At 33.4% G+C, this 22,869-nt stretch carries 16 protein-coding genes and 1 pseudogene; 14 read left to right on the forward strand and 3 right to left on the reverse strand.

Going from position 1 to position 22,869, the window contains the following annotated elements:
• Positions 1 to 11 precede the first annotated feature (11 nt).
• Positions 12 to 1,361 (forward strand): SprB repeat-containing protein, encoded by a 1,350-nt coding sequence (locus AC1RYN_RS05145; RefSeq protein ID WP_481806090.1) that lies wholly within the window; start codon positions 12 to 14, stop codon positions 1,359 to 1,361.
• Positions 1,342 to 6,648 (forward strand): hypothetical protein, encoded by a 5,307-nt coding sequence (locus AC1RYN_RS05150; RefSeq protein ID WP_481806091.1) that lies wholly within the window; start codon positions 1,342 to 1,344, stop codon positions 6,646 to 6,648. Before AC1RYN_RS05145 ends, AC1RYN_RS05150 begins: the two co-directional genes overlap by 20 nt.
• Positions 6,649 to 6,658: 10 nt before the next feature.
• Here the strand turns inward: AC1RYN_RS05150 and AC1RYN_RS05155 are convergent, their stop codons facing one another.
• Entirely contained in the window at positions 6,659 to 6,781 is a 123-nt protein-coding gene (locus tag AC1RYN_RS05155) for a hypothetical protein (RefSeq protein WP_481806092.1), read from the reverse strand.
• A 16-nt stretch (positions 6,782 to 6,797) separates the two neighbouring features.
• Here AC1RYN_RS05155 and AC1RYN_RS05160 point away from each other — a divergent pair, with 16 nt between their 5' ends.
• The 10 genes from AC1RYN_RS05160 (at position 6,798) to AC1RYN_RS05205 (ending at position 18,648) form a co-directional block, all read left to right on the forward strand.
• Positions 6,798 to 7,457, forward strand: a complete 660-nt coding sequence (locus AC1RYN_RS05160) for a SprB repeat-containing protein (RefSeq protein ID WP_481806093.1) — start codon at positions 6,798 to 6,800, stop codon at positions 7,455 to 7,457.
• A 109-nt stretch (positions 7,458 to 7,566) separates the two neighbouring features.
• Positions 7,567 to 11,535, forward strand: coding sequence for a SprB repeat-containing protein (locus tag AC1RYN_RS05165; protein WP_481806094.1), 3,969 nt, complete (start codon positions 7,567 to 7,569; stop codon positions 11,533 to 11,535).
• Positions 11,474 to 11,695, forward strand: coding sequence for a T9SS type B sorting domain-containing protein (locus AC1RYN_RS05170; protein ID WP_481806095.1), 222 nt, complete (start codon positions 11,474 to 11,476; stop codon positions 11,693 to 11,695). Before AC1RYN_RS05165 ends, AC1RYN_RS05170 begins: the two co-directional genes overlap by 62 nt.
• A 41-nt stretch (positions 11,696 to 11,736) precedes the next feature.
• Positions 11,737 to 12,711: a PorP/SprF family type IX secretion system membrane protein gene (locus AC1RYN_RS05175; RefSeq protein ID WP_481806096.1), complete on the forward strand. Its 975-nt coding sequence runs from the start codon at positions 11,737 to 11,739 to the stop codon at positions 12,709 to 12,711.
• A 166-nt stretch (positions 12,712 to 12,877) separates the two neighbouring features.
• On the forward strand, positions 12,878 to 14,065 hold the full coding sequence (locus tag AC1RYN_RS05180; RefSeq protein WP_481806097.1) for a phosphoglycerate kinase: 1,188 nt from the start codon (positions 12,878 to 12,880) through the stop codon (positions 14,063 to 14,065).
• Between the two features lie 107 nt (positions 14,066 to 14,172).
• On the forward strand, positions 14,173 to 16,011 hold the full coding sequence (locus AC1RYN_RS05185) for a LysM peptidoglycan-binding domain-containing protein (protein ID WP_481806098.1): 1,839 nt from the start codon (positions 14,173 to 14,175) through the stop codon (positions 16,009 to 16,011).
• Between the two features lie 55 nt (positions 16,012 to 16,066).
• Positions 16,067 to 16,462, forward strand: a complete 396-nt coding sequence (locus AC1RYN_RS05190) for a DUF4837 family protein (protein WP_481806099.1) — start codon at positions 16,067 to 16,069, stop codon at positions 16,460 to 16,462.
• Positions 16,389 to 17,045: a DUF4837 family protein gene (locus AC1RYN_RS05195; protein ID WP_481806100.1), complete on the forward strand. Its 657-nt coding sequence runs from the start codon at positions 16,389 to 16,391 to the stop codon at positions 17,043 to 17,045. The genes AC1RYN_RS05190 and AC1RYN_RS05195 overlap by 74 nt, the downstream gene beginning before the upstream one ends.
• A gap of 36 nt (positions 17,046 to 17,081) precedes the next feature.
• Positions 17,082 to 17,528 (forward strand): GNAT family N-acetyltransferase, encoded by a 447-nt coding sequence (locus AC1RYN_RS05200; protein ID WP_481806101.1) that lies wholly within the window; start codon positions 17,082 to 17,084, stop codon positions 17,526 to 17,528.
• 118 nt (positions 17,529 to 17,646) lie between these two features.
• Positions 17,647 to 18,648 (forward strand): hypothetical protein, encoded by a 1,002-nt coding sequence (locus tag AC1RYN_RS05205; RefSeq protein ID WP_481806102.1) that lies wholly within the window; start codon positions 17,647 to 17,649, stop codon positions 18,646 to 18,648.
• 122 nt (positions 18,649 to 18,770) lie between these two features.
• Here the strand turns inward: AC1RYN_RS05205 and AC1RYN_RS05210 are convergent, their stop codons facing one another.
• Together AC1RYN_RS05210 and rnpA are read right to left on the reverse strand one after the other, a co-directional pair.
• Positions 18,771 to 20,408, reverse strand: coding sequence for a S41 family peptidase (locus AC1RYN_RS05210; protein ID WP_481806103.1), 1,638 nt, complete (start codon positions 20,406 to 20,408; stop codon positions 18,771 to 18,773).
• Positions 20,409 to 20,505: 97 nt separating this feature from the next.
• Positions 20,506 to 20,928 (reverse strand): annotated as a pseudogene (rnpA, locus tag AC1RYN_RS05215) (ribonuclease P protein component).
• Between the two features lie 126 nt (positions 20,929 to 21,054).
• Here rnpA and AC1RYN_RS05220 point away from each other — a divergent pair.
• Positions 21,055 to 21,789, forward strand: a complete 735-nt coding sequence (locus AC1RYN_RS05220; protein ID WP_481806104.1) for a lysophospholipid acyltransferase family protein — start codon at positions 21,055 to 21,057, stop codon at positions 21,787 to 21,789.
• A 10-nt stretch (positions 21,790 to 21,799) separates the two neighbouring features.
• Entirely contained in the window at positions 21,800 to 22,792 is a 993-nt protein-coding gene (locus AC1RYN_RS05225; RefSeq protein WP_264286643.1) for an acyl-ACP desaturase, read from the forward strand.
• Positions 22,793 to 22,869: the final 77 nt, after the last annotated feature.

Here is a 22,869-nt window from a genome sequence, read left to right on the forward strand (position 1 = left end):
AAGGTTAATACATGCTCCTGTTGTTAGGGAGGCAGCACCTAGTTGTTACAGATGATGGAGGATGTAGTGTTACAATTCCGACTATTACAGTTCCAGATATTATAAGACCAACAGCAACTATTAATAAGAAAGATATTAATTGTTTTGGAAGTGCAACAGGTGAAATTTCGATTACTTTAAACCCTGCTGATTCGCCTTATACAGTATCCTATAGTGTTAATGGCCTTGCTGGTCCATTTAGCACAATTAATCCAATCACAAACTTGGCTGCGGGTGATTATGATGTTGTAGTAAAATATACATATGACAGTGTAGATTGTTTTGATGAATCTAAAATTATTACAATAGCAGGATCAGGATCGGCTTTAACTGCATCTGCTGGAATTGCTGAGTTATCAGGTTGTGGACCAACAGGATTTGAAAAACAAGGTAAAGTTAGAATTACCAATGCTCAAGGAGGAAAACCTTTTCCTGCACCAAAATTATATAAATATAGTTTTGATGGAGGTAATACTTGGCAAGATTCAAATGAAGCGTTCATTAATCCGAGTACAACACCATATACTTTTTATATAAAAGATGCGGCGGATTGTATTTTTCCAATGGAAGGAATTATATTAGAAGAAAAACCTGCTGATCCTACGATTGAGGTTTCAACTCCAACTTTTAATTGTGATGGGACTGCAAATACTACAGTTACAATTACAAATACTGGAGGTGCTAATTATGAGTATGAATATTTACTTAATGGTAATGTTAATCAAAATATCCCACCCAATGTTTTTGTAAATGTACCACCATCAGTTCCAGGTACACCACACAAAATATCTGTAAGATATAAACTAATTTCAGTACCAACATATAGTAGTTTATTAAAAGAAGATTTTGGATCAGGAGCACCAACAACTTCACCAGGTATTGCAAGTACATATTGTTTTAATGATCAAAGAGTCAATGCTCCTTATAAATGTTCAACACGTTCTGTTGAAGATAATCAATACTCTGTAGCAAGCTTCTTTTGGAGAAATGATACAGCATGGTTTCCATTTAAGGATCATACTACAGCTGCTAATGCAAAACCAGATCCACTAGGAAGATATTTATTAGTAAATATTGGAGAAGCTGCTGGAGATTATGGTGTTTTGTATAGTAAACCAATTATTGATGTTATAAAAAACCAACCTATAAAAGTAGATCTAGTTGTTGGTAATTTATTAAATGTAGGGCATTCAGGAGCCGCTCCAATTGTTAGATTTGAATTAGTAGATCAAAACGGAAAAGTTGTTGCAAGAGAAGATACTGGGAAAATTGCCGAAGGTATAAATAAGCCAATAGAACAAAATGGATCCCAATTCATTTAGAGTTAAATCAGGAGATAATGAGAAATTAACATTTGTAATACGATCTGGTAGTAAAGAATATGCAGGTAATGATTTAGTGATTGATGATATTTTTGTTTATCAATTACCAATATCATGTTTAACAACTAAAGATTTTAAAGTAGTTGTTGATCCTAATAAAATATTTACTGCTGAGGTTAAAAATATTGTTAATACAAAATGTAAAGGAAGTAAAGATGGAAGTTTAACTATTATTGCATCCAATTTTAATACTACGAACGGATTTGAATATTCTATTGATGGAGGTATTACTTGGATAAACTCTAAATTAGCAGAAACCATCGTTAATGGTTTAGGCGAAGGCCCTCTTAAGGTTCAAGTTCGTTATGATAAGAATGTAGCAGGATGTAATTTTACTATTGATGCAGAAATTAAATCACCAGCTGCGTTTGAGGTTGATGCGATAGCTACAGCTGCTAAGTGTTCTGTAGGTGCTACAGTAACTGCAAGTGCAAAAGGAGGTACGCCAGGATATATATTTACACTTATAGATTCTGCAACACCACCTAATGTGGTTACTTTTCCAACTAATGGAATATTAACAAATGTTAAACCAGGAACATATACCGTTTCGGGTAAAGATAAAAATGATTGTGTAGATGATAAAGACACGACTTTAGTTATTGCCGATCCAGTAGCTCCAAAAGCAGAAATTACGCAAAATACAGGTTTATGTTTTGACGGAAAAGCAGCAAAAATAACAGTTACTATTTCCGATGGTGTGGCTCCTTATTACTATCAGGTTAAATACAATACAGGAGGATTAGGAGGAAAAGAACCTGTAATAGGTTCATCATTTACTTATGATGCAACAGCAACAGGAGATTACACATTTTTAATTACGGATAGTTTTGGATGTACAGCTACAGCAGTCAGCCAAACCATTAATCCTAAAATTACGGCAGATGCGAATACAACTACTTCATTAACGTGTATCGATCCTAAAGAAGCAGTAATAGAAGTAACAATTAAAGGAGGAACAACTCCGTTTAGTTATATTGTTAAAAATAGTGCAGGCAACCAAGTTGCTAGTGTAGGACCTATTGCAGGTCCAAAATTCACCTATAATACTAAAATTGCAGGTAAATATACTTTTGAGATTACCGATAAAAATAAATGTACAACAACAGCAGAGGGTAATGTAGCTTCTATTACAAACCCAACAGTTACAGCTGTACCAACGAACATTAGTTGTAACGGATTGTCTGATGGTTCAGTAATATTAACTGGTCATGACGGAACAGGTGATTATGAGTTTAGCGATAAACCTACAACAGGATTTACAAGCGTTTCTAAATTTTCAGGTTTAACTTTAGGAAAGCATAAATTTTATGTAAAAGATACTAATGGTTGTACAGGAGAGATAGAAGTTGAGATTACACAACCAGATGTAATAACACCTTCAGTTAATATATCTACACCATATACTTGTGAAACCAAAGCTATAATTACAGCTTCGGCAACAGGAGGCAACGGGACTACTTATACTTATGTATTAAAAATTACCAAAGGCGTTGTTACTACAGTAGTAGCGACAAACAACACAGGTATATTTACAGATTTAACTACTGGTGGAGCTTATTCAGTTACAATTACGGATAGCAAAGGATGTACTATAACTGAAAATGCAGGTACTATTTTGGATTTAGTTCCGATTACCGCCATGGTTATTAAAAATACAGATCTTAAATGTCCATCTAATTTAGTAGATGTTACAATTAAAAGCGTAACAGGAGGAAAAGCAGCATATGAATATTCAATAACTGCACCAGCTGGATTAACAAAAGCTTGGCAGCCAGAGAATATATTCAAAGATTTAGCTCCGGGTACTTATACATTTACAGTAAGAGATGCTAATAAATGTACGTTCTCATTCCCGCATACTATTAAAAAATTAATACCAATAATAATAGATGAAGAAGTAGTAAATAATATTTCTTGTTTAGGAAGTACAGACGGTTCTGCGAAGTTTACTATCAAAGACTTAGGTAATAATGTTCGTTATTCTTATAATATAGATGGAGGAACTGCAGTAACAGATACAACACCTGCTACGGGATCTACTACAATTGTTGTAAATGTTCCTAATTTAGCAGCAGGCGATCATACATTAACGATAACAGATTTAGAAACAAATTGTCCAGTTTCTAAAACTGTGAAAATTTTGGCTCCTGCAGCAGTATTGGCAATAACACCAACAACTGTAACGCCTATGACATGTGATGTTGATGGTAAAGCAGTAGTAAATACAACAGGTGGTTGGGGAACGAATAAATATACCCTTACACAACCTGATGGAACTAAAGTAGGTCCACAAGCATTAAATACTTTTGAAAATTTAACACAAGTTGGAGAGTATACAGTATCTGTAAAAGATTTAAATGGTTGTACAATATCTGATAAATTTACATTGGCAGACAAAGTTAAACCAAAGGCTACAATAGATGTAACTTCAGATCTATGCTATGACAAAACTAATAAAGCAACAATAATTGTTACGCCAGATGTGGTGCCATCACCAACATACGAGTATAAACTTAATACTGGAACTTATCAGTCTTCAGGTACTTTCTCTAATTTGGAGCCAGGAGATTATGTTGTAACTGTTTTAGACAGAGCAACAGGTTGTACATTAGTATTAGCATCTCAACATATTGCAAAACAATTGACTGCAACTGTTAAGGTGGATAAAGATATCGATTGTACAACAAATCCAGATGTGATTATTAAAGGTGAAGTATTTGAAGGTACAACACCTTACACTTACACAGTAACCGTAAACGGAGTTGCAGATCCTATTGTTAAGTCAATAACAGGAAATAAGTTTTCTTATACAAATAATGTAGCTACAACAGCTACAACAGATACGAAATATGTATTTGTAATAAAAGACAAAACAGGTTGTGAAGTAACTTCTACAGTTACTGTAAAACCAAAAACAGATCCGAAATTTACAGCGGTAGCCAATTCAACTATTTTGTGTAATGGGGAGTCTACAGGTTCAATTACTGTAACTATAGACACTGCTTTTGGAGTAGGGCCTTATGTTATCGATGTCTATAATACAACTACTAGTACATCTTATGGAACACAAACTACTGGACTTCCAGCAGGGACTTACACTGTAAAAGTAACAGATGCTAAATCTTGTTTTATTACTAAAACAGCTATTATCAAAGAACCGCTTAAGATTAAATTCGATGCAGAAATAGAAAACATGAAATGTGATGGTCCAGGATTATCTTATGGGTCTATTTCTGTTAAAAATTTGATCGGAGGTTCTAAAGTTGCTGATGTAGGACCACCAATTGTAACTGATGGGCCTTTTACTTACACATTAACGAACAATGTTGGGCAGCCTACTCAAGTAGCTCCACATGCAATTTCAGATGTAAGAGGGGATTATAAATTTACAATTTTAAGTTTTGGTATTTATGAATTAACGGTTACAGATGCTAATAATTGTTCTGTAACAAAAACAATTCCAATGGCTTCTCCACCAGAAGATATGGACATCACTGTTACGGGTGCACCAGTATCATGTACTACTGCAGAATTATTGGTAACTGTAAAACCAGATTTTGTTGGAGGACCATATTATTTTGCATTATATCCAATAGTGTCAGGTTCTACACCACCTTATGAGTATGCCACGAATATGGGGTCTTATCAGCCTGCTATTAATGCAACTGACAACACAAGTCCACAATATCTTCAATCTCTTTTCACTGGCTTGAAACCGGGTGTTACTTATTCATTTATTGTATATGACAAAACAACAGATTGTTATTATTTCAAGCAAGCTGAAAACCCAACAGAAACAGCATCGACTTTAATACCTACAGTTTCATCTAAAAATGTTACTTGTATGGGGAATAAAGATGGAAAAGTTACATTTAAACTTACAGGTTTTAATGCGGCGACAACCGATATAAAATATGAAATTTATAACTCACAAACTAATTTACCATTGGTTCCAGCTAATTCAGAGATAATATCAAAGGCTGTGGCTAGTGTTGATTATGAAGTTCCTACTGTATTAGAACCAGGAACATATTATATTTTATTTACAGAACTTAATAATTTAGGCGTTGCTGTTTGTATAAATGCATCTAAAACTTTTACAATTACGGAATCTCTTACTCCTTTAACATTAGATGCTAATTCAAGTAATAATGCTAATTGTAATCTATTGCAAGGAGTAATCGAAGCTTTTGCAAAAGGAGGAACTACTTTGCCAGCGGTTGTAGCTGTACCAGCAACACCAACTACGCCAGCAATACCAGCTTCACCAGCGGTTCCATATTTGTATCAAATTGTTGTTGATAATGGAGCAATTGGTCAAGACCCAGGATTAGACGTTCCACCTTCTGCAGCATCTTTTGATGTTGCTCCACATCCATCAAACACTTTTAATGTAGAAGCAGGTAACTACTTGGTTTATGTTCGTGATGCTTATGGTTGTATCGCGTTTAAACCTGTAACGGTTGTTAAAGACCCAGAACCAGTAATTGCTGCTGTTATAGATCCAGCTTTCTGTTCAGCTATCGAAGGTAGTTTTGCTATCAATGTAAATATAACTACACTTGGTGTAGGACCATATACCTATACTTTAAATGGTGGTAATGCTGTTGCTATTACAACAACACCAGCATTTACAATATCTGATTTAACTTCAGGGGTATACAAAATTAAAATTAAAGACTTAAATGGTTGTACAAGCAACGAGGTTGAATTAGAAATTTTCAAACCGTTAGACCTTAAAGCTAAATTTACCCTTGATCCTGTTTGTGATATCGCAAACGGTACTATTACTGCAGAAGTTTTTGGAGGTAATACCACTTTAAATAATTTTGAATTTACTTTAAAAAATAATACTACAATAGTTCCTATTCCTGCTGATATAGTACAGGACAATGGTGTTTTCAAAAATCAAGCAGCAGGAAGTTATACTGTTACTGTTGAGGATTTAAGTACTCATTGTAAGAAATCTGTAGATGTTGATATTCCGCTTGCTACAAAAGTAGTTTTAGCAATTGGTGATATTGCAGTGACATTACCTAACTGTATGACTCCGGCAGGACAACCAGATCAAGGGAACGTTAGTAATGGTACAATTAAAGTTAATTTACCAGCTATTAATAATAACCCTGATTATACATACACACTTACATCACTTGATCCAATACAGGACTTCCGGTTGGCACTCCAGTTATACAAAAATCAAATGGTTATTTTACTGGATTAGCTTCAGGAGATTATAATGTTACAGTAAAATCTGAAAGAGGTTGTGACGCAACAGTAAAAGTTACTATTGGCATACCTGTTGAAGTTGTTGCTAGCGCAACTCCAGACCCATTTGAATGTTCTACAGGAAACACTCCTAAAAAAATAAAAGTGACCGTTACAGGTGCTGGAGGAACAGGAAAATTCACTTATAGCAAAGACAATATTACTTATGGAAATGATAATGTATTTTATGTAGATGCAGACAAAGCTACCCAAAACGTAACATATTACGTTAAGGATGAAAATGATTGTATTGATGGCGTAACTATCCCAATTGCTCCATTCCCAAGTTTAATTTCTGCGGATGTAACTTTTGGTGCAGATATGGATTGTGAAAACAAGAAACAAGTAATGGATGTTGTTATTACAGGAGGAACAAATACTCCAAAACAATTTACATACCAAGTGTATCAAGATGGAACTCTTATTCCAGGAAGTTTAACAACCGTTACTGGTAATACATTTACTTATGATGCACAAACAGCAGGTAGCTATTATGAATTCGAAATATTCGATAATAATACAGGTTGTAGTATAAAATCAGTTGTTCAACCAGTTCCATTATTCAATAATCTAAAAGTAACTGCTTTTGCATCAACACAAGTTGGATGTAAAACAGATAGTACAGGAAAAATAACTATCAATGTTACTGGATATACTGGAGCATATACTTATGAAGTTTTCGACGGAGCTACTTCAGTATTAACAGGAAATGGAGATACGACTCTAGGTTCAACAAGTTACTGCTGGGTTACCAGCAGGAAATAACTATACAGTTGTAGTTAAAGAAACAGGATTCCCTAAGTGTTCTGAAACATCAACAGTAGTTATAATTACTGAGCCAGATGAAAAATTAACCATAGAAACGATTACAAATGTGCCTAAAAATTGTAATACTACAGGTGCTGTAGTTACGGTTACTTCTGTTAAAGGAGGTACACCAGACTATAAATATGCATTTGTTGAAGATGGATTATCTCCAGCAGGAAAGTATACCGATGTCAATACGGCTACACTTGATCCAGCAGATAATACTAAGTGGGATGTTTGGGTTATCGATAGAAATGGTTGCCCTATTAAAGAAAGTATAGTAATTGGTACAGACCCAGTTCCATCAAATATCAAGGCTACAGTTGGAACTCAGTGTTTCGATCTTTTGACAAATGGAGAATATATTATTACTGTTACTGCTGATGGAGTTGGACCTTTTGAATATGGTTTGGATAAAGACAATTTTACAACAAACAATAAATTAATAGTAAAATCACCGGGTACATATCCAGTATATGTAAGAGACGCTAACGGTTGTGTTACTGAAGCTCTTGCTGCATTTACAATTTTAGATCCATTAGGATTATCTGCTGAAATTACAACTTATCCAACTTGTAATGGAGCTGATGGAGAAATAACTTTAACAGGTTCAGGTGGTTCAGGAGGCCTTAATTATGAGTATAGTAAAGATAACACAACATATTATTCTAATCCTTTACTTAAAGAGTATGTATTTACAGGTTATGCACCAGGTAACTATACATTTTATGTAAGAGATAAGGTAACATTGTGTACTAAATCTATCCCAGTTGTAGTCCCTACAGCAGCAGTTGTTACTATTGTAGATGCTGATTTAACACCAACTCCAGTTACTTGTTTTGATGGAAAAGATGGTACTATAACAGTTACTTTAGATGCAAGTAATAATAACCCTGATTATAAATTTACTTTAACAGGTACTGATTATAATAACAATCCTATTTCTAGACCAGAACAAAAAGAACCGACATTCAGTAATTTACCAGCAGGTAAATATACAGTATCAGTTATGTCAGGTAGAAATTGTCCGGGTTCAGCAAAAACTGAAATTATACAACCAAGCTTAATAGTTGTGACTCCAAATGTTATACAATTTACTTGTAATGCAGGTGTAAATACTCCAAAATCTGCTACAATAGTGGTAACTGCAACAGGAGGAACATCAATTGCTGGTAAGTATAAATATGTATTTATCAAAAAAGGGGCATTACCACAAGATAACATAATTCTTCAGTCGGGAGAAGATAATATTTATTTAGAGACTAATCCAGCAGGAGGTTCTTATATTATAGAAGTTTCAGATGGTAATAGTTGTCCAATGCTTACTACTAACGACGTGATTATTAAACCATTTATGAGTATCGATGATATTGTTATTACGGTGGTTGATGTAATTACATGTACTAATAATGGTGAGAATATAAAAGTTGTACCAACTATAAAAGGAATTGGAGTATTGCCAGCTTTGGAGTTTACTCTCCGAGATGCTAATGATTTCGTCCTAGAAAAGAATACAACAGGTTTATTTAATAATTTACCAGTAGGAGAATACATGATTACTGTTGAAAATCTTGATACTAATTGTAGTTTGCAAAGACCTTATAGAGTGTATGAGTCAAATACGTTCAAGTTAGTAGCTAGTAATGTGGTTAATGTTACTTGTTATGATGCAGCAAACGGAAGCATTGATTTCACTTTAGTTGATACTAAAGGGACTCCTTCTGTTCTTCTTAATGGATTTGATTATGTAATTACTAGCCCAGTACTTTTAACTCCTTTAAAAGCTACTAGTCCAAATTTAGGACCGCTCACGATTGATAATTTAAAAGCAGGATTATATAAAATTTCAGCGACATTAAAAGATTCACCTTTCTGTACTGTAGATGCTGAGTTTACTATTGCAGGACCATTGACGCCATTAGTACTTGATGTACAACATACAGCTATTACATGCGAAGCAAATAATAATGGATTAATAAAAGCCTCAGCTTCGGGGGGATGGTCAGGAGGATACGAATACCAATTGGAGTTAAAATCTGCTCCTGGGGTAGCAGTAGGACCTTGGTCATGGTCTGCGAATTCAACTTTCCGAGATTTAACGGCTGGAGATTATGTTGTAAAAGTTAGAGATACTGGTAAATGTGAGGTTTCTGATGATATGCCTTTAGCAATTCCAACGCCAATTGCAGCTACAATTAGCACAGATAAAGCATTGTTAAATTGTTTTGGAGATAATGGCGCAACTATTACAGTAGATGCAACTACTGGAGGTTCAGGTAAGTATTTATATACATTAGTAGCAACATATCCTGATGGAGTGGTAACTAAAAATGGACCACAAATATCTACAGTGTTTACAGGATTAAAAGCTGGAAGCTATATGGTTATTGTTACTGATGATTGGAAGTGTACAGGTAATTCTACTAATACAATTGTAATCAATGAGCCGCCAATCGTTAAAGCTTCTTTAGGAATTAAGACTGACGAAGGCTGTTTTAGATTACCAGAGCTTACACTTACAGCAACAGGAGGCACAGGACCGTACAAATATGGTACAGATGGAGTGAATTTCCCTATTTCTTTCCCTCTTAACAGCTCTTCGACAACTATTGTATTGCCAGCTACAACAGTAGCTACGACATATAAATATTTTGTACAAGATGCATTAGGTTGTATTAGCTATGCAACTGTAATTGATTTTTCACCTGTTCCAGCTTTAGTTTTCACTAGTGTTGTCGATTACGATATCCATTGTAAAGGATCAAGTACAGGTAGTATATATGCAACAGCTACAGGAGGTTTAGGTAACTATGTTTATACCTTGTTAGATGCAGGTAAAAACCCAGTTTCGCCTCTGCCAACGCAAAATAAACCAGGTCGATTTGAAAATCTTTCACAAGGAGATTATTTTGTAAAAGTAGTTAGTGATGATTGTAGTACTATTTCATTACCGGTTTCAATTACAGAGCCACCAACAAGTATAGTAGCCAATGCTGTTCCTACAGATTTAACATGTAATGGATCAGACAACGGAAAAATTACTGTTATCGCAGAAGGTGGTACAGGAGTGTTGAGATATGCAATTTCACCAGATTTTAGACAATTCTTTGAATCAAATGTTTTTGATAATTTAGAACCAGGATTCTATGATATATTAATTCAGGATGAAAACGGATGTGAATTCGTAATCAAAAAAGTGGAAATCAAACAACCAGATATCCTAAGTCTTACTTTAGTACCAAATAGCATATTACCAGAATTCTGTGATGGAGATAAAGATGGAGCATTTAGTATCGAAATTGTTGGAGGAACAGCTCCTTACAGAGTAATTCTAGACAATAGAGATGGTACATATGAACAATTAACAACAGCAGACCATACGTTCTCTAACTTAGTAGGAGGTACACATATTGTTTATGTTTTGGATGCAAATAATTGTACTGCAGAACTTGAAATTGTAACACCAGATTCAGTTAAGCTTTTGCCTACGGCTAAGGTCAATACGGATTGTGTGAATAATTTAGGAGCAAATTTTGTAACAATTACAATTGATGCAACAAATACCAATGCATCAGATATTGATTATGCGTTAGATGGTAGTACAACGTATCAGGATAGTAATGTATTTGTAAATGTTGCCCCAGGTAGACATACAGTTACAGCAAGACATACAAATGGTTGTGAACAAACAACATTACCATTTATTATTGAAGTTCTTCAACCGTTAACATTAACGTTAGCAGATGGTGGATTAAATGAAATTGTTGCAACAGCTACAGGTGGTGGTGGAGATTACCAATACACACTAGATGGAGAGCCTTATGGATCAGTTAATAAATTCATTATTTACAAATCAGGAACGTACACCGTTACTGTAACAGATAAAAATGGATGTACAGCTACAGCTACAAGATATTTCGAATATATTGATGTATGTATTCCAAATCACTTTACTCCTAATGGAGATGGTATAAATGATACTTCGGGCGCCAGGATGTACAATCAATTACAAAGATTTAACATTCGATATCTTTGATAGATACGGTCGTGTAATTTGTAAGTACAAGTTGGGTCAAAAATGGGACGGAAGATACAATGGTGCCGAATTGCCATCTGGTGATTATTGGTACGTATTGAAACTCAATGACAATAAAGATGACAGAGAGTTTGTTGGACATTTCACCCTATACAGGTAACTAATAACAAAGTAATTATGTTATCTAAAATTAAAAATACAATGAAAAAAATTATCATATCATTTCTACTTATGGCTGTAACATCAGGTTACAGCCAGGAGTTAAATTTGCCAGTTTTTACGCAGTACCTAGCCGATAACCCATTTGTAGTTTCTTCAACATTTGCAGGTATTGGTGATAACTTAAGAATACGTGCCAATGGTTTAACACAATGGGTAGGTATTAAGGATGCACCAGAGAATCAATCGCTTTATGCTGATTTCAGAATTTTGGATCGTTCAGGAGTGGGAATCTCACTTTATAACAATAAGAATGGTTATACAAGACAAACAGGAGCCAAAATATCATTTGCGCATCACTTGATTTTGGATTATTATTCAAAACAATACCTGTCATTTGGTATTTCGTATAATATCAATAATTTTAAAATTAATATAAACGAGTTCTCACCAACATATGAAAATCCACTTCCGGATCCAAGTATTACCGATAATCGATTTGTTTCTAATAACAACTTTGATGTAGGTATTTTGTACCGTAATAAGTCGTTTTACTTAAGTCTTAACGCAAGTAACATCTTGAACAAGGAAATAGATAGATTTGACGGAATAGAGCCTAATTTGCTTCGAAATTATCAAGTATATACAGGATACGTTTTTAGAGGAGCCGAAAATAACCGAATAGAGTTCGAACCATCTGTTTACTACCAGATTTTTGCTAGTGATCAACGTTCGAGTACCGATTTCAACTTTAAATTCAGACAATACAACCGTTATGAAGATTACTACTGGTTAGGAGTTTCGTATCGATTCTTGAACGATCAGTTTTTTCAGCCTTTAATGGTTGGACCAATGGCAGGTTTCAAGAAGTCAAATTTTTATTTTGGATATTCTTACCAAGCATCGCTTAACCGTATCGGAGCCTATAATTCAGGAACACATGTCGTAACTATAGGATTCGATTTCCTTCAGGCAATTAGTAATTGTCCATGTACACAAAATCCGGTTCATGATTAATAATTAATCTAGCTATTTTTAGAGATTTGTGTTTAATTTAAAATAATTATGGAATTACAACGTTTTCGTTTATAGAAACCCACGTTTTTTATTTTTATCGAATTTATTACTAAGTTAAAAGTTCTATATTTGTTATTCTTTCAAAAAAACTAAAAAACTTACCTTAATGAAAACTTTAAAAGATTTTAATTTTAAGAATAAAAAAGCAATAATCCGTGTTGATTTTAATGTACCATTAGATGAAAATTTTAATGTAACAGATGCAACTCGTATAGAAGCAGCAAAGCCTACAATTGATACAATTTTAGCACAAGGAGGAAGCGTGATTTTAATGTCACACTTAGGAAGACCAAAAGGAGTTGAAGAAAAATACTCTTTAAAACATATTTTAAAAACAGCTTCAGAGATCTTAGGAGTACCAGTACAGTTTGCTGCAAATTGTGTTGGTGATATTGCTAAAGATGCTGCTGCTAATTTAAAACCAGGCGAAGTATTATTACTAGAAAATTTACGTTTTCATGCCGAAGAAGAAGCAGGAGATGTTGCTTTTGCAAAAGAATTAGCATCATTAGGAGATATCTATGTAAACGATGCATTCGGAACAGCACATAGAGCTCATGCTTCAACAACAATAATTGCCCAATTTTTTCCTAACGAAAAATGTTTCGGAACATTATTGGCCAAAGAAATAGAGAGCTTAAATAAAGTACTTAAAAATAGTGAAAAACCAGTTACAGCAGTTCTGGGAGGATCTAAAGTTTCTTCGAAAATTACGGTTATCGAAAACATTTTAGACAAAGTAGACCATATGATTATTGGAGGAGGAATGACATTTACCTTCATTAAAGCACAAGGTGGTAAAGTTGGAAATTCTATTTGTGAAGATGACAAATTAGAATTAGCACTTGAAATTTTGAGATTGGCTAAAGAAAAAGGAGTTCAAATTCATATTCCAGTTGATGTTATTGCTGCAGATGATTTCTCAAATACAGCAAATACACAAATAGTAGATGTATCTGCAATTCCTGATGGATGGCAAGGTCTGGATGCAGGTCCTAAATCATTAGCAAACTTTGAAAAAGTAATCATGGATTCAAAAACGATCTTATGGAATGGACCATTAGGAGTTTTCGAAATGGAATCTTTTGCTAAAGGAACCATCGCTTTAGGAGATTACATTGCCGCATCAACTGCAAATGGAGCTTTCTCACTAGTAGGAGGAGGAGATTCAGTAGCAGCTGTGAAACAATTTGGTTTCGAAGATAAAATGAGTTATGTATCTACCGGAGGTGGAGCAATGTTAGAAATGTTAGAAGGTAAAGTTTTACCTGGAATAGCAGCTATTTTAGACTAACTACCTCATTTTTAACACTTTTTAAAGAGTATTTTAGTTTGTAGTTATTAAGTTTGCAAATAATGGCATTATAATTGTTTGAAATATAGCCAGTAGAAATATACATTATGATTGTAAAAAATACCACATTATCAGTACTCCTGTTATCCACAATGGGCTTGTTTGCACAAGAAGTTGCACAAACAAATACCGTTGTAAAACCGGAAATCAAAATTTCATATTTAGATTCAGTTAAGAAATCATTCGTAAAAGACGACTATGCAATTCGCGTAGATAGTCTCTGGATGAAGGAACTAGTGAGTTTAGATATTTACGAAGATTTATCAAAAGATATCCAAACAATAAATACAGATACAAAGGTAGATTATGAATTGCCAACCGAGTTGCTAAAACAACGTCTTCAGGCAATGAATGAAAAATCACCCTTTAATATTCAGTATAATCAAGGGTTGGAAAATATTATAAAGTCGTTCTTAAAAAATCGTAAAAAATCATTTTCTCGATTAATGGCTTTATCAGAGTATTATTTTCCAATGTTCGAAGAAGCATTTGCCAAGCAAAATGTTCCTTTAGAAATAAAATATTTAGCCGTTGTAGAATCTGCTTTAAACCCTAAAGCAGTTTCTAAAATGGGTGCAACAGGGCTTTGGCAGTTTATGTACCATACAGGTAAACAATATAATCTAAAAATAGATTCGTTTATTGATGAGCGTAGCGATCCTTTAAAAGCTTCAACTGCAGCAGCCGATTATATGTCAAAGATGTATAAAATTTTTGGCGATTGGGAACTAGTTTTAGCATCATATAACTCAGGTCCTGGAAATGTATCAAAAGCGATTCGTCGTTCAGGAGGAAAACAAACCTATTGGGAGATTCGCAATCACTTGCCAAAAGAAACACAAGGGTATGTTCCAGCTTTTTTAGCAACAATGTATCTTTATGAATACCATAAAGAACATGGCATAGTTCCAGATAGAGCGGTTGTACAGCATTTTGAAACAGACACAATTCGAATTAAAGAGAAAATGACCTTTAGGCAAATCTCAAATTTATTGGATGTTCCCGAAGCACAATTACAGTTATTAAACCCTTCATACAAACTTAATTTAGTTCCGTTTTATCAAGATGAAGAGCATTTCTTGAGATTACCAAAAGAAAAAGCTGCCGTATTTGCCTCTAATGAAGATAAAATTTATGCATATCTTGATCATGAATCAAATTCAAAAATAAATCAAGTTCAAACATTAATTGCTACAACTAAGGCGACTTCACCTAAATCAACTCAAACAGTTGTTTCAAAAACACAACTATATAAAGTTCGTTCAGGAGATAATTTAGGTTCAATAGCAAGTAAATACAATGTTTCGATTGTACAATTAAAGAAATGGAATAATCTAAAGAGTAATTCAATTGCTCTTGGAAGAAATTTGAAAATTATTTCGGAAAGTAAAATTATTAAGAAAGACATTAACGAAGTAAAATTAGCTCCAGCTGTAGATAAAAAACGTACAGAAGAAGCAATTGCTAGTGTTGACGATAAAAATACTAAAGAAGCACCGTCACTTTACGTAGTGCAAGCAGGAGATAACTTAAGCAGTATTGCAAAGAAACTTAATGTTTCGTTATCTGACTTAAAAGAATGGAACGGATTAAATGCAGAGAATATGGATATGATAGCTTCAATGAAAAAGCTAGTAATCCATTCAAAAGCAGAAGAATCAGATGAGACTCCTGAAATAATAGTAGCATCAAACAACATTGATACTTTCAAGAAAAAATCAGCAGCTGTAAAAAACAGTGGAGTAGATTATTATGTTAAAAAAGGAGATTCGTTGTATAGCATCGCTAAAAAATATCCAGGAGTAACAATCTCAGATATTAAAAAATGGAATGATATTGAAAACGGAGATATTAAACCCGGAATGAAACTCAAAATAAACGGATAATCAAAAATTGTATATAAATTTGGGTTTTATTTCAGAACTTAACTAAAAATTAAAAATGAATAAAACCCATTTTTTATTGCTTATAATCCTATTTTTGTTTTTCTCATGTCTTAAAAAGAATGAGAAGATACATCAGCACAAGAATAGCAGTAAGATAAACACAATCTCGATTATCATAGATGATCAGTTGTGGTATGGAGAGGTAGGAGATAGTATCCGAAATAAATTTGCTTCACCAGTAGTTGGACTCATCCAAGAAGAGCCATTATTTACCATAAATCAATATCCAGCCAAGTTATTAGAAGGTTTTATGACCGATGGGCGAAATATTATAGTGGTTAAAAAAACGAATGTCACTAAATTCGAAATCACAAAAAATGTATACACATCACCTCAGAATGTGTTTCGAATATCTGGAAAATCGAGTTTCGGATATTATAAATGCCTTTGAAATTCATACACCACAGATTATTCGAATTATTAGAGAAACTGAAATTGCTGAATGTCAAAGAATCAACAGTAAATCATTGTTGAATCCTGCAATCCTTAATAATAAGTTTCACATAAAGTTAGATGTTCCAACAGGATATAATTACGTATTGCATAAACGTAATTTTATTTGGCTGAAAAAAGAAATGGTAAGCGGAAGCACAAGTTTACTCATCTATCAAGTTCCAATAAATAATATTACCAAAAACTCTGATATTGTTGGTAATATTGTTAGAATGCGAGATTCAGTAGGAAGGTATATTAAAGGCAGAGAACCAAATACCCGAATGATCACTGAAGAAGCCTATGCACCCTATTTTTCTAAAATTAGTATCGATGGAAAAAATGCATTTGAAACCAAAGGAACCTGGGATTTAAGAAATGATTTCATGACTGGGCCATTTATTAATTATGCAATTATTGATAAAGCTTATAATCGAATATTGGTTCTGGAAGGGTTTTGTTATTCTCCTTCTCATGAAGAACGAGATTCAATGTTAGAGCTTGAAGCCATTATAAAATCGGTTAAAATTAACAACCGATAATATTCGTTATTATAAAATCAGATTATACTATTACAGATGAAACCAATTTGGAAAATTAAGCCGTTTGAGGCTTTAACTGTTCATGAATTATATGATACCCTCAAATTAAGAAGTGAAGTCTTTGTCGTGGAACAAAACTGTGTCTATTTAGATATTGATGGGAAAGATAAACTTGCTTTGCACCTAATGGGCGAGTATGAAGGTAAAATTGTGGCACATGCACGACTTTTTGATGCAGGAATTAGTTTTGATAATGCTTCAATAGGAAGAGTTGTTGTAAGTTCTGGTTATCGTGATAAAAAATGGGGACATGATTTAATGACAGAAGCAATAGAAGCAATTAAAAGCCATTTTGGTAAAACTGATATCACAATTGGAGCGCAATTATATTTGAAAAAATTCTACGAAAGCCATGGTTTTATACAAACCAGTGAAATGTATCTGGAAGACGATATTCCGCATATTGAAATGATTAAAAGTTAATTACTAATATTTTTTTGGCTTTGTCCAAACATTCAAATTAAATAGCTGATTAGTAAAAATGACATTTATAGGATATATTTGTTTCTGTAAGAATATAGAAACAATTTAAATTTGATAAATGAGCATGCTTAGATATTTTATAATAGCTTCATTTTCGTGTTTTGTTATGCATGCACAAAGCGGAGAAGATTTCCATTTGCAAAAAGCGCGGTTTGATAAAATATCCCTAAAGACAAAGAAGGATACAATTGTGTTTTTGATGTCTAAAAGTGAATCTAAAGTGCCAAAACCAACAATTTTATTTGTTCAGGGTTCCTTGCCTTTACCAGTAATTTTTTATGATCAAGAAGTATCTAATTCTCTGATTCCGTTTAGTATTAAAGAGTATTCTGAAAAATTTAATTTTATCATTATTGCAAGAAAAGGAATTCCTTTAATCGGCAGTTACGATAAAGATGCAAACGGTTATCTTGATGCAAACGGAGAAGTACCTCTAGAGTATTTAAAAAACAATAATTTAGGATACAGAGTTAGTCAGGTACAATCGGTTATAAACTATTTATATGATGATAAAAGGGTCATAAAAGATTCCATCTTTGTTATCGGACATTCTGAAGGTTACAGAGTAGCGTGTAAACTAGCAAAGAGCAATACAAAAATTGCAAAACTAGTTTGTATGTCGGCAGATCCTTTTAATAGAGTAACTGAAAGCATTTTGCGTGAGAGAGTTAAGGGCTTTGGAACAAATAATGACGAAGCTTCTCAATTAGAAATTGATAATTTAATCGATGTTTATAAAAACATTCCAGTAAGTAAGATAACGTATAAGGATGATATAGATTTTAATAACTGGTTGAGTTATAACGAACATATGAGTTATGAGAGCCTACGAAAATTTAAAAATCCAATATTGGTTGTGTATGGATCGGCCGATATAGGTTCAGCACACAATGATTTACTACCTTTCTTATTACCAAAAAGTAATATAAAACTCAAAGCTTATCCTAACTACAGCCATAATTATGAAAAGAAAGAATTTGATGTTAACGGAAATCCTTTAGAGGATAGCTATCATTGGGATGAAGTATTTAAAGATGTAGTTAATTGGCTCACTTTATAATGATGAAAATTAATTAGTTAGTATAATTAATTTTAAGGTATAGACTTGTACTTCCAAAAAAAAAAATGCAAAAAGAAAAACATTCCTTTTTGCATTTTTTTATAAAATCTGTTTTTATTGAATTACATCTTTAAGATAGATTTATATTCTGTTTGATTGTTTAAAACGCCAACAGCCTTTTTAATCTCTGAGTTGTTTTTAATGTAGTATTGGTACAAACCTTCTTGGTATTGGTATCTTTTTATCAACTCTTCCAGAATTAGATTTTTGATTTCTTTTTGGTTCTTGTCAAGCAAAGTAGTTTCGCTTTTTTCAAGAGCATTCAATAATTGCTGATATTCAGAAGTAATAGTTTCGTCTATTTTTTCTTTTTTAGCTGCAGCCAAAGTATTCTTTAGTGCTACTTCAGTTTCGGTATCAAAAGTAATTTTATTAGTTTTTAGAAACTGTTTAAAGCTACTATAATCAGCATCCGTTAGAGTAGGAATCTGAGTTCCAAGATTTGGATTCTTGTAATAATAGCTAGTAGCATAGTCAAAAATACCATCGTTTTTTAATAAAGCGTTGGTAATAGCACTTAATTTAGTTTCGTCTAATTCGATATCAGGCATAACTCCACCACCGTCATAAACAGTTCTTCCTTTTCTAGTTTTAAAAGCATTAAAGTTTTTGGCATCTGTTTTTGTAGCAATACCATTTTTGTCTTTATGCGCATAATCCAGTGCCTGAATGCAGCGGCCAGAAGGAGTGTAGTAACGAGAAATGGTAACTTTTAACTGAGTCCCGTAAGTAAGATCAACAGAACGTTGCACGAGACCCTTACCAAAACTGCGACTTCCAAGAACAACAGCGCGGTCTAAATCTTGTAATGCTCCCGAAACAATCTCAGATGCCGAAGCACTTTTTCCGTTAACTAAAATTGCCAATGGAATTTGTGTATCTATAGGCTCTTTGGTTGTTTTGTAGGTATTGTTATGTTTTTCGATTCTTGATTTTGTAGTTACAATAACTTCATTCTTCGGAACAAAAAGATTGCAAATATTTACAGCTTCATTAAGAAGCCCACCAGGATTTCCTCTTAAATCCAAAACAATCTGAGTAGCGCCATCGCGCTTAAGCTGTTCTAATGCATTTTGAGTTTCGGCAGAAGCTTTACGGCTAAAATGAGCCAAAACAATATAGCCAGTTTTAGCATCTATCATTCCAAAGAAAGGAACCGATTTAATATCAATTTCATTCAGAATAATATCAGTAGTATTTGTTTTTCCCTGACGTAGATATTTAATGGCAATTTTGGTGTTTTTAGCACCTTTAAGTAATTGTGAAGCATCGTCTTTAAAATCAGCAATTAATACATCACCAATCTGAATAATTTCATCGCCAGCTTTAAGTCCAGCTTTATCAGCAGGATAATCTTTGTAAGGTTCTTTTATAATTAATCTGTCGGCTTTGCGGGTAATCAAAGCTCCAATTCCAGTGTACTCCCCAGTATTGTTGATTTTAAAATTAATGACATCTTGTTCATTAAAATAAACGGTGTAAGGATCTAAACTGCCCAACATGCTCTTAATGGCTTTGTCCATTAAATCACCAGGATTGGTTTCGTCTACATAATTGGTGTTAACAGCTTTAAATAAGGTTGTGAAGATTTCTATTTGTTTGGCAATTTCAAAGAAGTCATCTTTGAAACTGGTTCCAATGAATAAAAATGCAGCTGCAACAATAGGAATTATAATATATTTTTTGAAAAACGTGACCATGTTTGTGATTTATCTTAAATTTCAGAGTACTAAAATAAGAATAATTCAGTAACATTAACGTGAGTCTGTAGCGAAAGACGTTTTACAATGTCAAAAGTTATTGAATAGCGTCGTTTTGTAAATCAGTTTTGGCTTCAGGAGTAGGATTTGGTTTTATTTGAAGTACGAATTTTTCAAACAATTGAATTGTTTTGGTATTGATTTCGTTATAAGACAACCTGTCTTTTGTTGGTAAAAGAGCATAAATGAATAGGGTTTGTCTAAATTATCAAGTAAAATGTGTTTGTTTAGTCGGTAGGTTTCACGTAAAACTCGTTTGAAGTAATTGCGGTCAACAGCTTTTTTCGAAGTATTTTTTGGATACCGAAACTCCCATTTTTATTTTCTCATCTTGCTTAATATCACCCGAATAATAAACTAATCGCAACGGATATTTAGAAACTGATTTTCCTTCAGAAAATAGTAGTCCAATTGTTGTTTTGCTTTTTAGGCGTTCGTTTTTTGGGTAAGTAAAGTTCATCTTTTAATTTAGGAAAATACTGTGAATTATGCAACAAAGGTACAATTTAACAACTAACCTATTATTATTTGCGATTTAATTAGCGCTAAAAATATATTTATTACTTTTGCAGCTAATTTTTTAAGCATGCAAAAACTAATTTCGTACCCTATATCCGTCGTTTATTATTTGTGTTTTGGCTTCTGTCTAGCAATTTTCCATCCGATTCAATGGGTTTGTCTTAATGTTTTTGGTTACCAAGCACATAAAAAGAGTGTTGATTATCTTAATTTCTTTTTGATAAAATGCACAAATCTTATAGGTACAACTTATAAATTTGAGAATAGAGAACTGATTCCTGAGGGGGTTCCTATTATTTTTGTTTCAAATCACCAAAGCATGTACGATATTGTGGCAATGATTTGGTATTTACGCCGTTTTCATTGTAAATTTGTAAGTAAGAAGGAGTTAGGTTCAGGGATACCAAGTGTATCATATAATTTGCGTCATGGAGGTTCTGTCCTAATTGATAGAAAAGACCCTAAACAAGCCATTCCAACAATTAAAGGATTGTCTGAATATATAGAAAAACACAAACGTTCTGCTGTAATTTTCCCTGAAGGCACTCGAAGTAAAACTGGTAAGCCTAAGGAATTTGCACAAAGTGGTTTGAAAATATTATGCAAATATGCACCATCAGCATATGTTGTACCTGTCAGTATTAATAACTCATGGAAAATGGTAAAATTTGGCTTTTTTCCCGTGGGTTTAGGAAATCACCTTACCTTTACCATTCATAAACCGTTGGCAGTGAAAGATTATGATTTTGCAACGATAATGGAGAAGTCGGAAAAGGCTGTAGTAGAAGGAATTAAAATTTAAATTATATAAAATGTCAATAAAAAACATTCGATTAGAAGTAATGCAGTTTTTGGAGAAAAACGTCGACAGCTTCGTTGAACAGTATTTAATCCCTGTTGAAAAGATTTGGCAGCCGTCAGATTTTTTACCTAATTCTGAAAAAGATACTTTTTTTGAAGAAGTAAAAGAACTACGTGAAATAGCCAAAGATTTACCATATGATTTTTGGGTAACTTTAGTAGGAGATACCATTACTGAAGAGGCTTTGCCTACTTATGAATCATGGTTAATGGATGTAGAAGGCATCAATCAAGTTGAAAATGGTGGAAATGGATGGTCTAAATGGATCAGACAATGGACAGGTGAAGAAAACCGTCATGGTGATTTACTAAACAAATATTTGTATTTGTCTGGTCGTGTAAACATGCGCGAAATAGAAATGACTACTCAGCATTTAATCAACGATGGTTTTGATATCGGAACTGGAACAGATCCATATAAAAACTTTGTATATACTAGTTTTCAGGAGCTTGCAACTTATGTTTCGCATAACAGAGTGGCACAAATGGCTAAGAAATATGGAGATAACAAATTGTCTAAAATGTGTAAAATGATTGCTGGTGACGAAATGCGTCATCATCATGCATATAGCGAATTTGTTACACGTATTTTTCAAGTAGATCCTAGCGAAATGATGCTTGCTTTTCAATATATGATGAAAGCAAAAATCGTTATGCCTGCACACTTCTTGAGAGAATCAGGACAAAAAATAAGCTCAGCTTTCGAACAATTTTCAGATTCAGCACAGCGTATTGGTGTTTACACTGCTAGTGATTATGTTGATATCATGCAAAAATTAATTGACAAATGGGAAATCGATAAAATAGGAGGACTTACAGATGAAGCTGAGAAAGCCCGTGATTATTTGATGAAATTACCAGGAAGAATGGCTAAGATTTCTGAAAGATTAGTTATCCCTCAAGAATCACATATCTTTAAATGGGTAGAACCAGCAAGACTTTAAATTTAAGATTTCCGAGTTTAGATTTAAAATTTAAAATTGAATTTTGACTTTGAAACTGAACTTTGAAAAAAATATAA

This window comes from Flavobacterium sp. TC780 (genome assembly GCF_056783245.1).

Excerpts from the sequence above, each read along its gene's own strand:
- AC1RYN_RS05145 (WP_481806090.1), top strand. The coding sequence starts at position 12 with ATGCTCCTGTTGTTAGGGAGGCAGCACCTAGTTGTTACAGATGATGGA.
- AC1RYN_RS05150 (WP_481806091.1), top strand. The coding sequence starts at position 1,342 with ATGGATCCCAATTCATTTAGAGTTAAATCAGGAGATAATGAGAAATTA.
- AC1RYN_RS05170 (WP_481806095.1), top strand. The coding sequence starts at position 11,474 with ATGATACTTCGGGCGCCAGGATGTACAATCAATTACAAAGATTTAACA.
- AC1RYN_RS05175 (WP_481806096.1), top strand. The coding sequence starts at position 11,737 with ATGAAAAAAATTATCATATCATTTCTACTTATGGCTGTAACATCAGGT.
- AC1RYN_RS05180 (WP_481806097.1), top strand. The coding sequence starts at position 12,878 with ATGAAAACTTTAAAAGATTTTAATTTTAAGAATAAAAAAGCAATAATC.
- AC1RYN_RS05185 (WP_481806098.1), top strand. The coding sequence starts at position 14,173 with ATGATTGTAAAAAATACCACATTATCAGTACTCCTGTTATCCACAATG.
- AC1RYN_RS05190 (WP_481806099.1), top strand. The coding sequence starts at position 16,067 with ATGAATAAAACCCATTTTTTATTGCTTATAATCCTATTTTTGTTTTTC.
- AC1RYN_RS05195 (WP_481806100.1), top strand. The coding sequence starts at position 16,389 with ATGTATACACATCACCTCAGAATGTGTTTCGAATATCTGGAAAATCGA.
- AC1RYN_RS05200 (WP_481806101.1), top strand. The coding sequence starts at position 17,082 with ATGAAACCAATTTGGAAAATTAAGCCGTTTGAGGCTTTAACTGTTCAT.
- AC1RYN_RS05205 (WP_481806102.1), top strand. The coding sequence starts at position 17,647 with ATGAGCATGCTTAGATATTTTATAATAGCTTCATTTTCGTGTTTTGTT.
- AC1RYN_RS05210 (WP_481806103.1), bottom strand. The coding sequence starts at position 20,408 with ATGGTCACGTTTTTCAAAAAATATATTATAATTCCTATTGTTGCAGCT.
- AC1RYN_RS05220 (WP_481806104.1), top strand. The coding sequence starts at position 21,055 with ATGCAAAAACTAATTTCGTACCCTATATCCGTCGTTTATTATTTGTGT.
- AC1RYN_RS05225 (WP_264286643.1), top strand. The coding sequence starts at position 21,800 with ATGTCAATAAAAAACATTCGATTAGAAGTAATGCAGTTTTTGGAGAAA.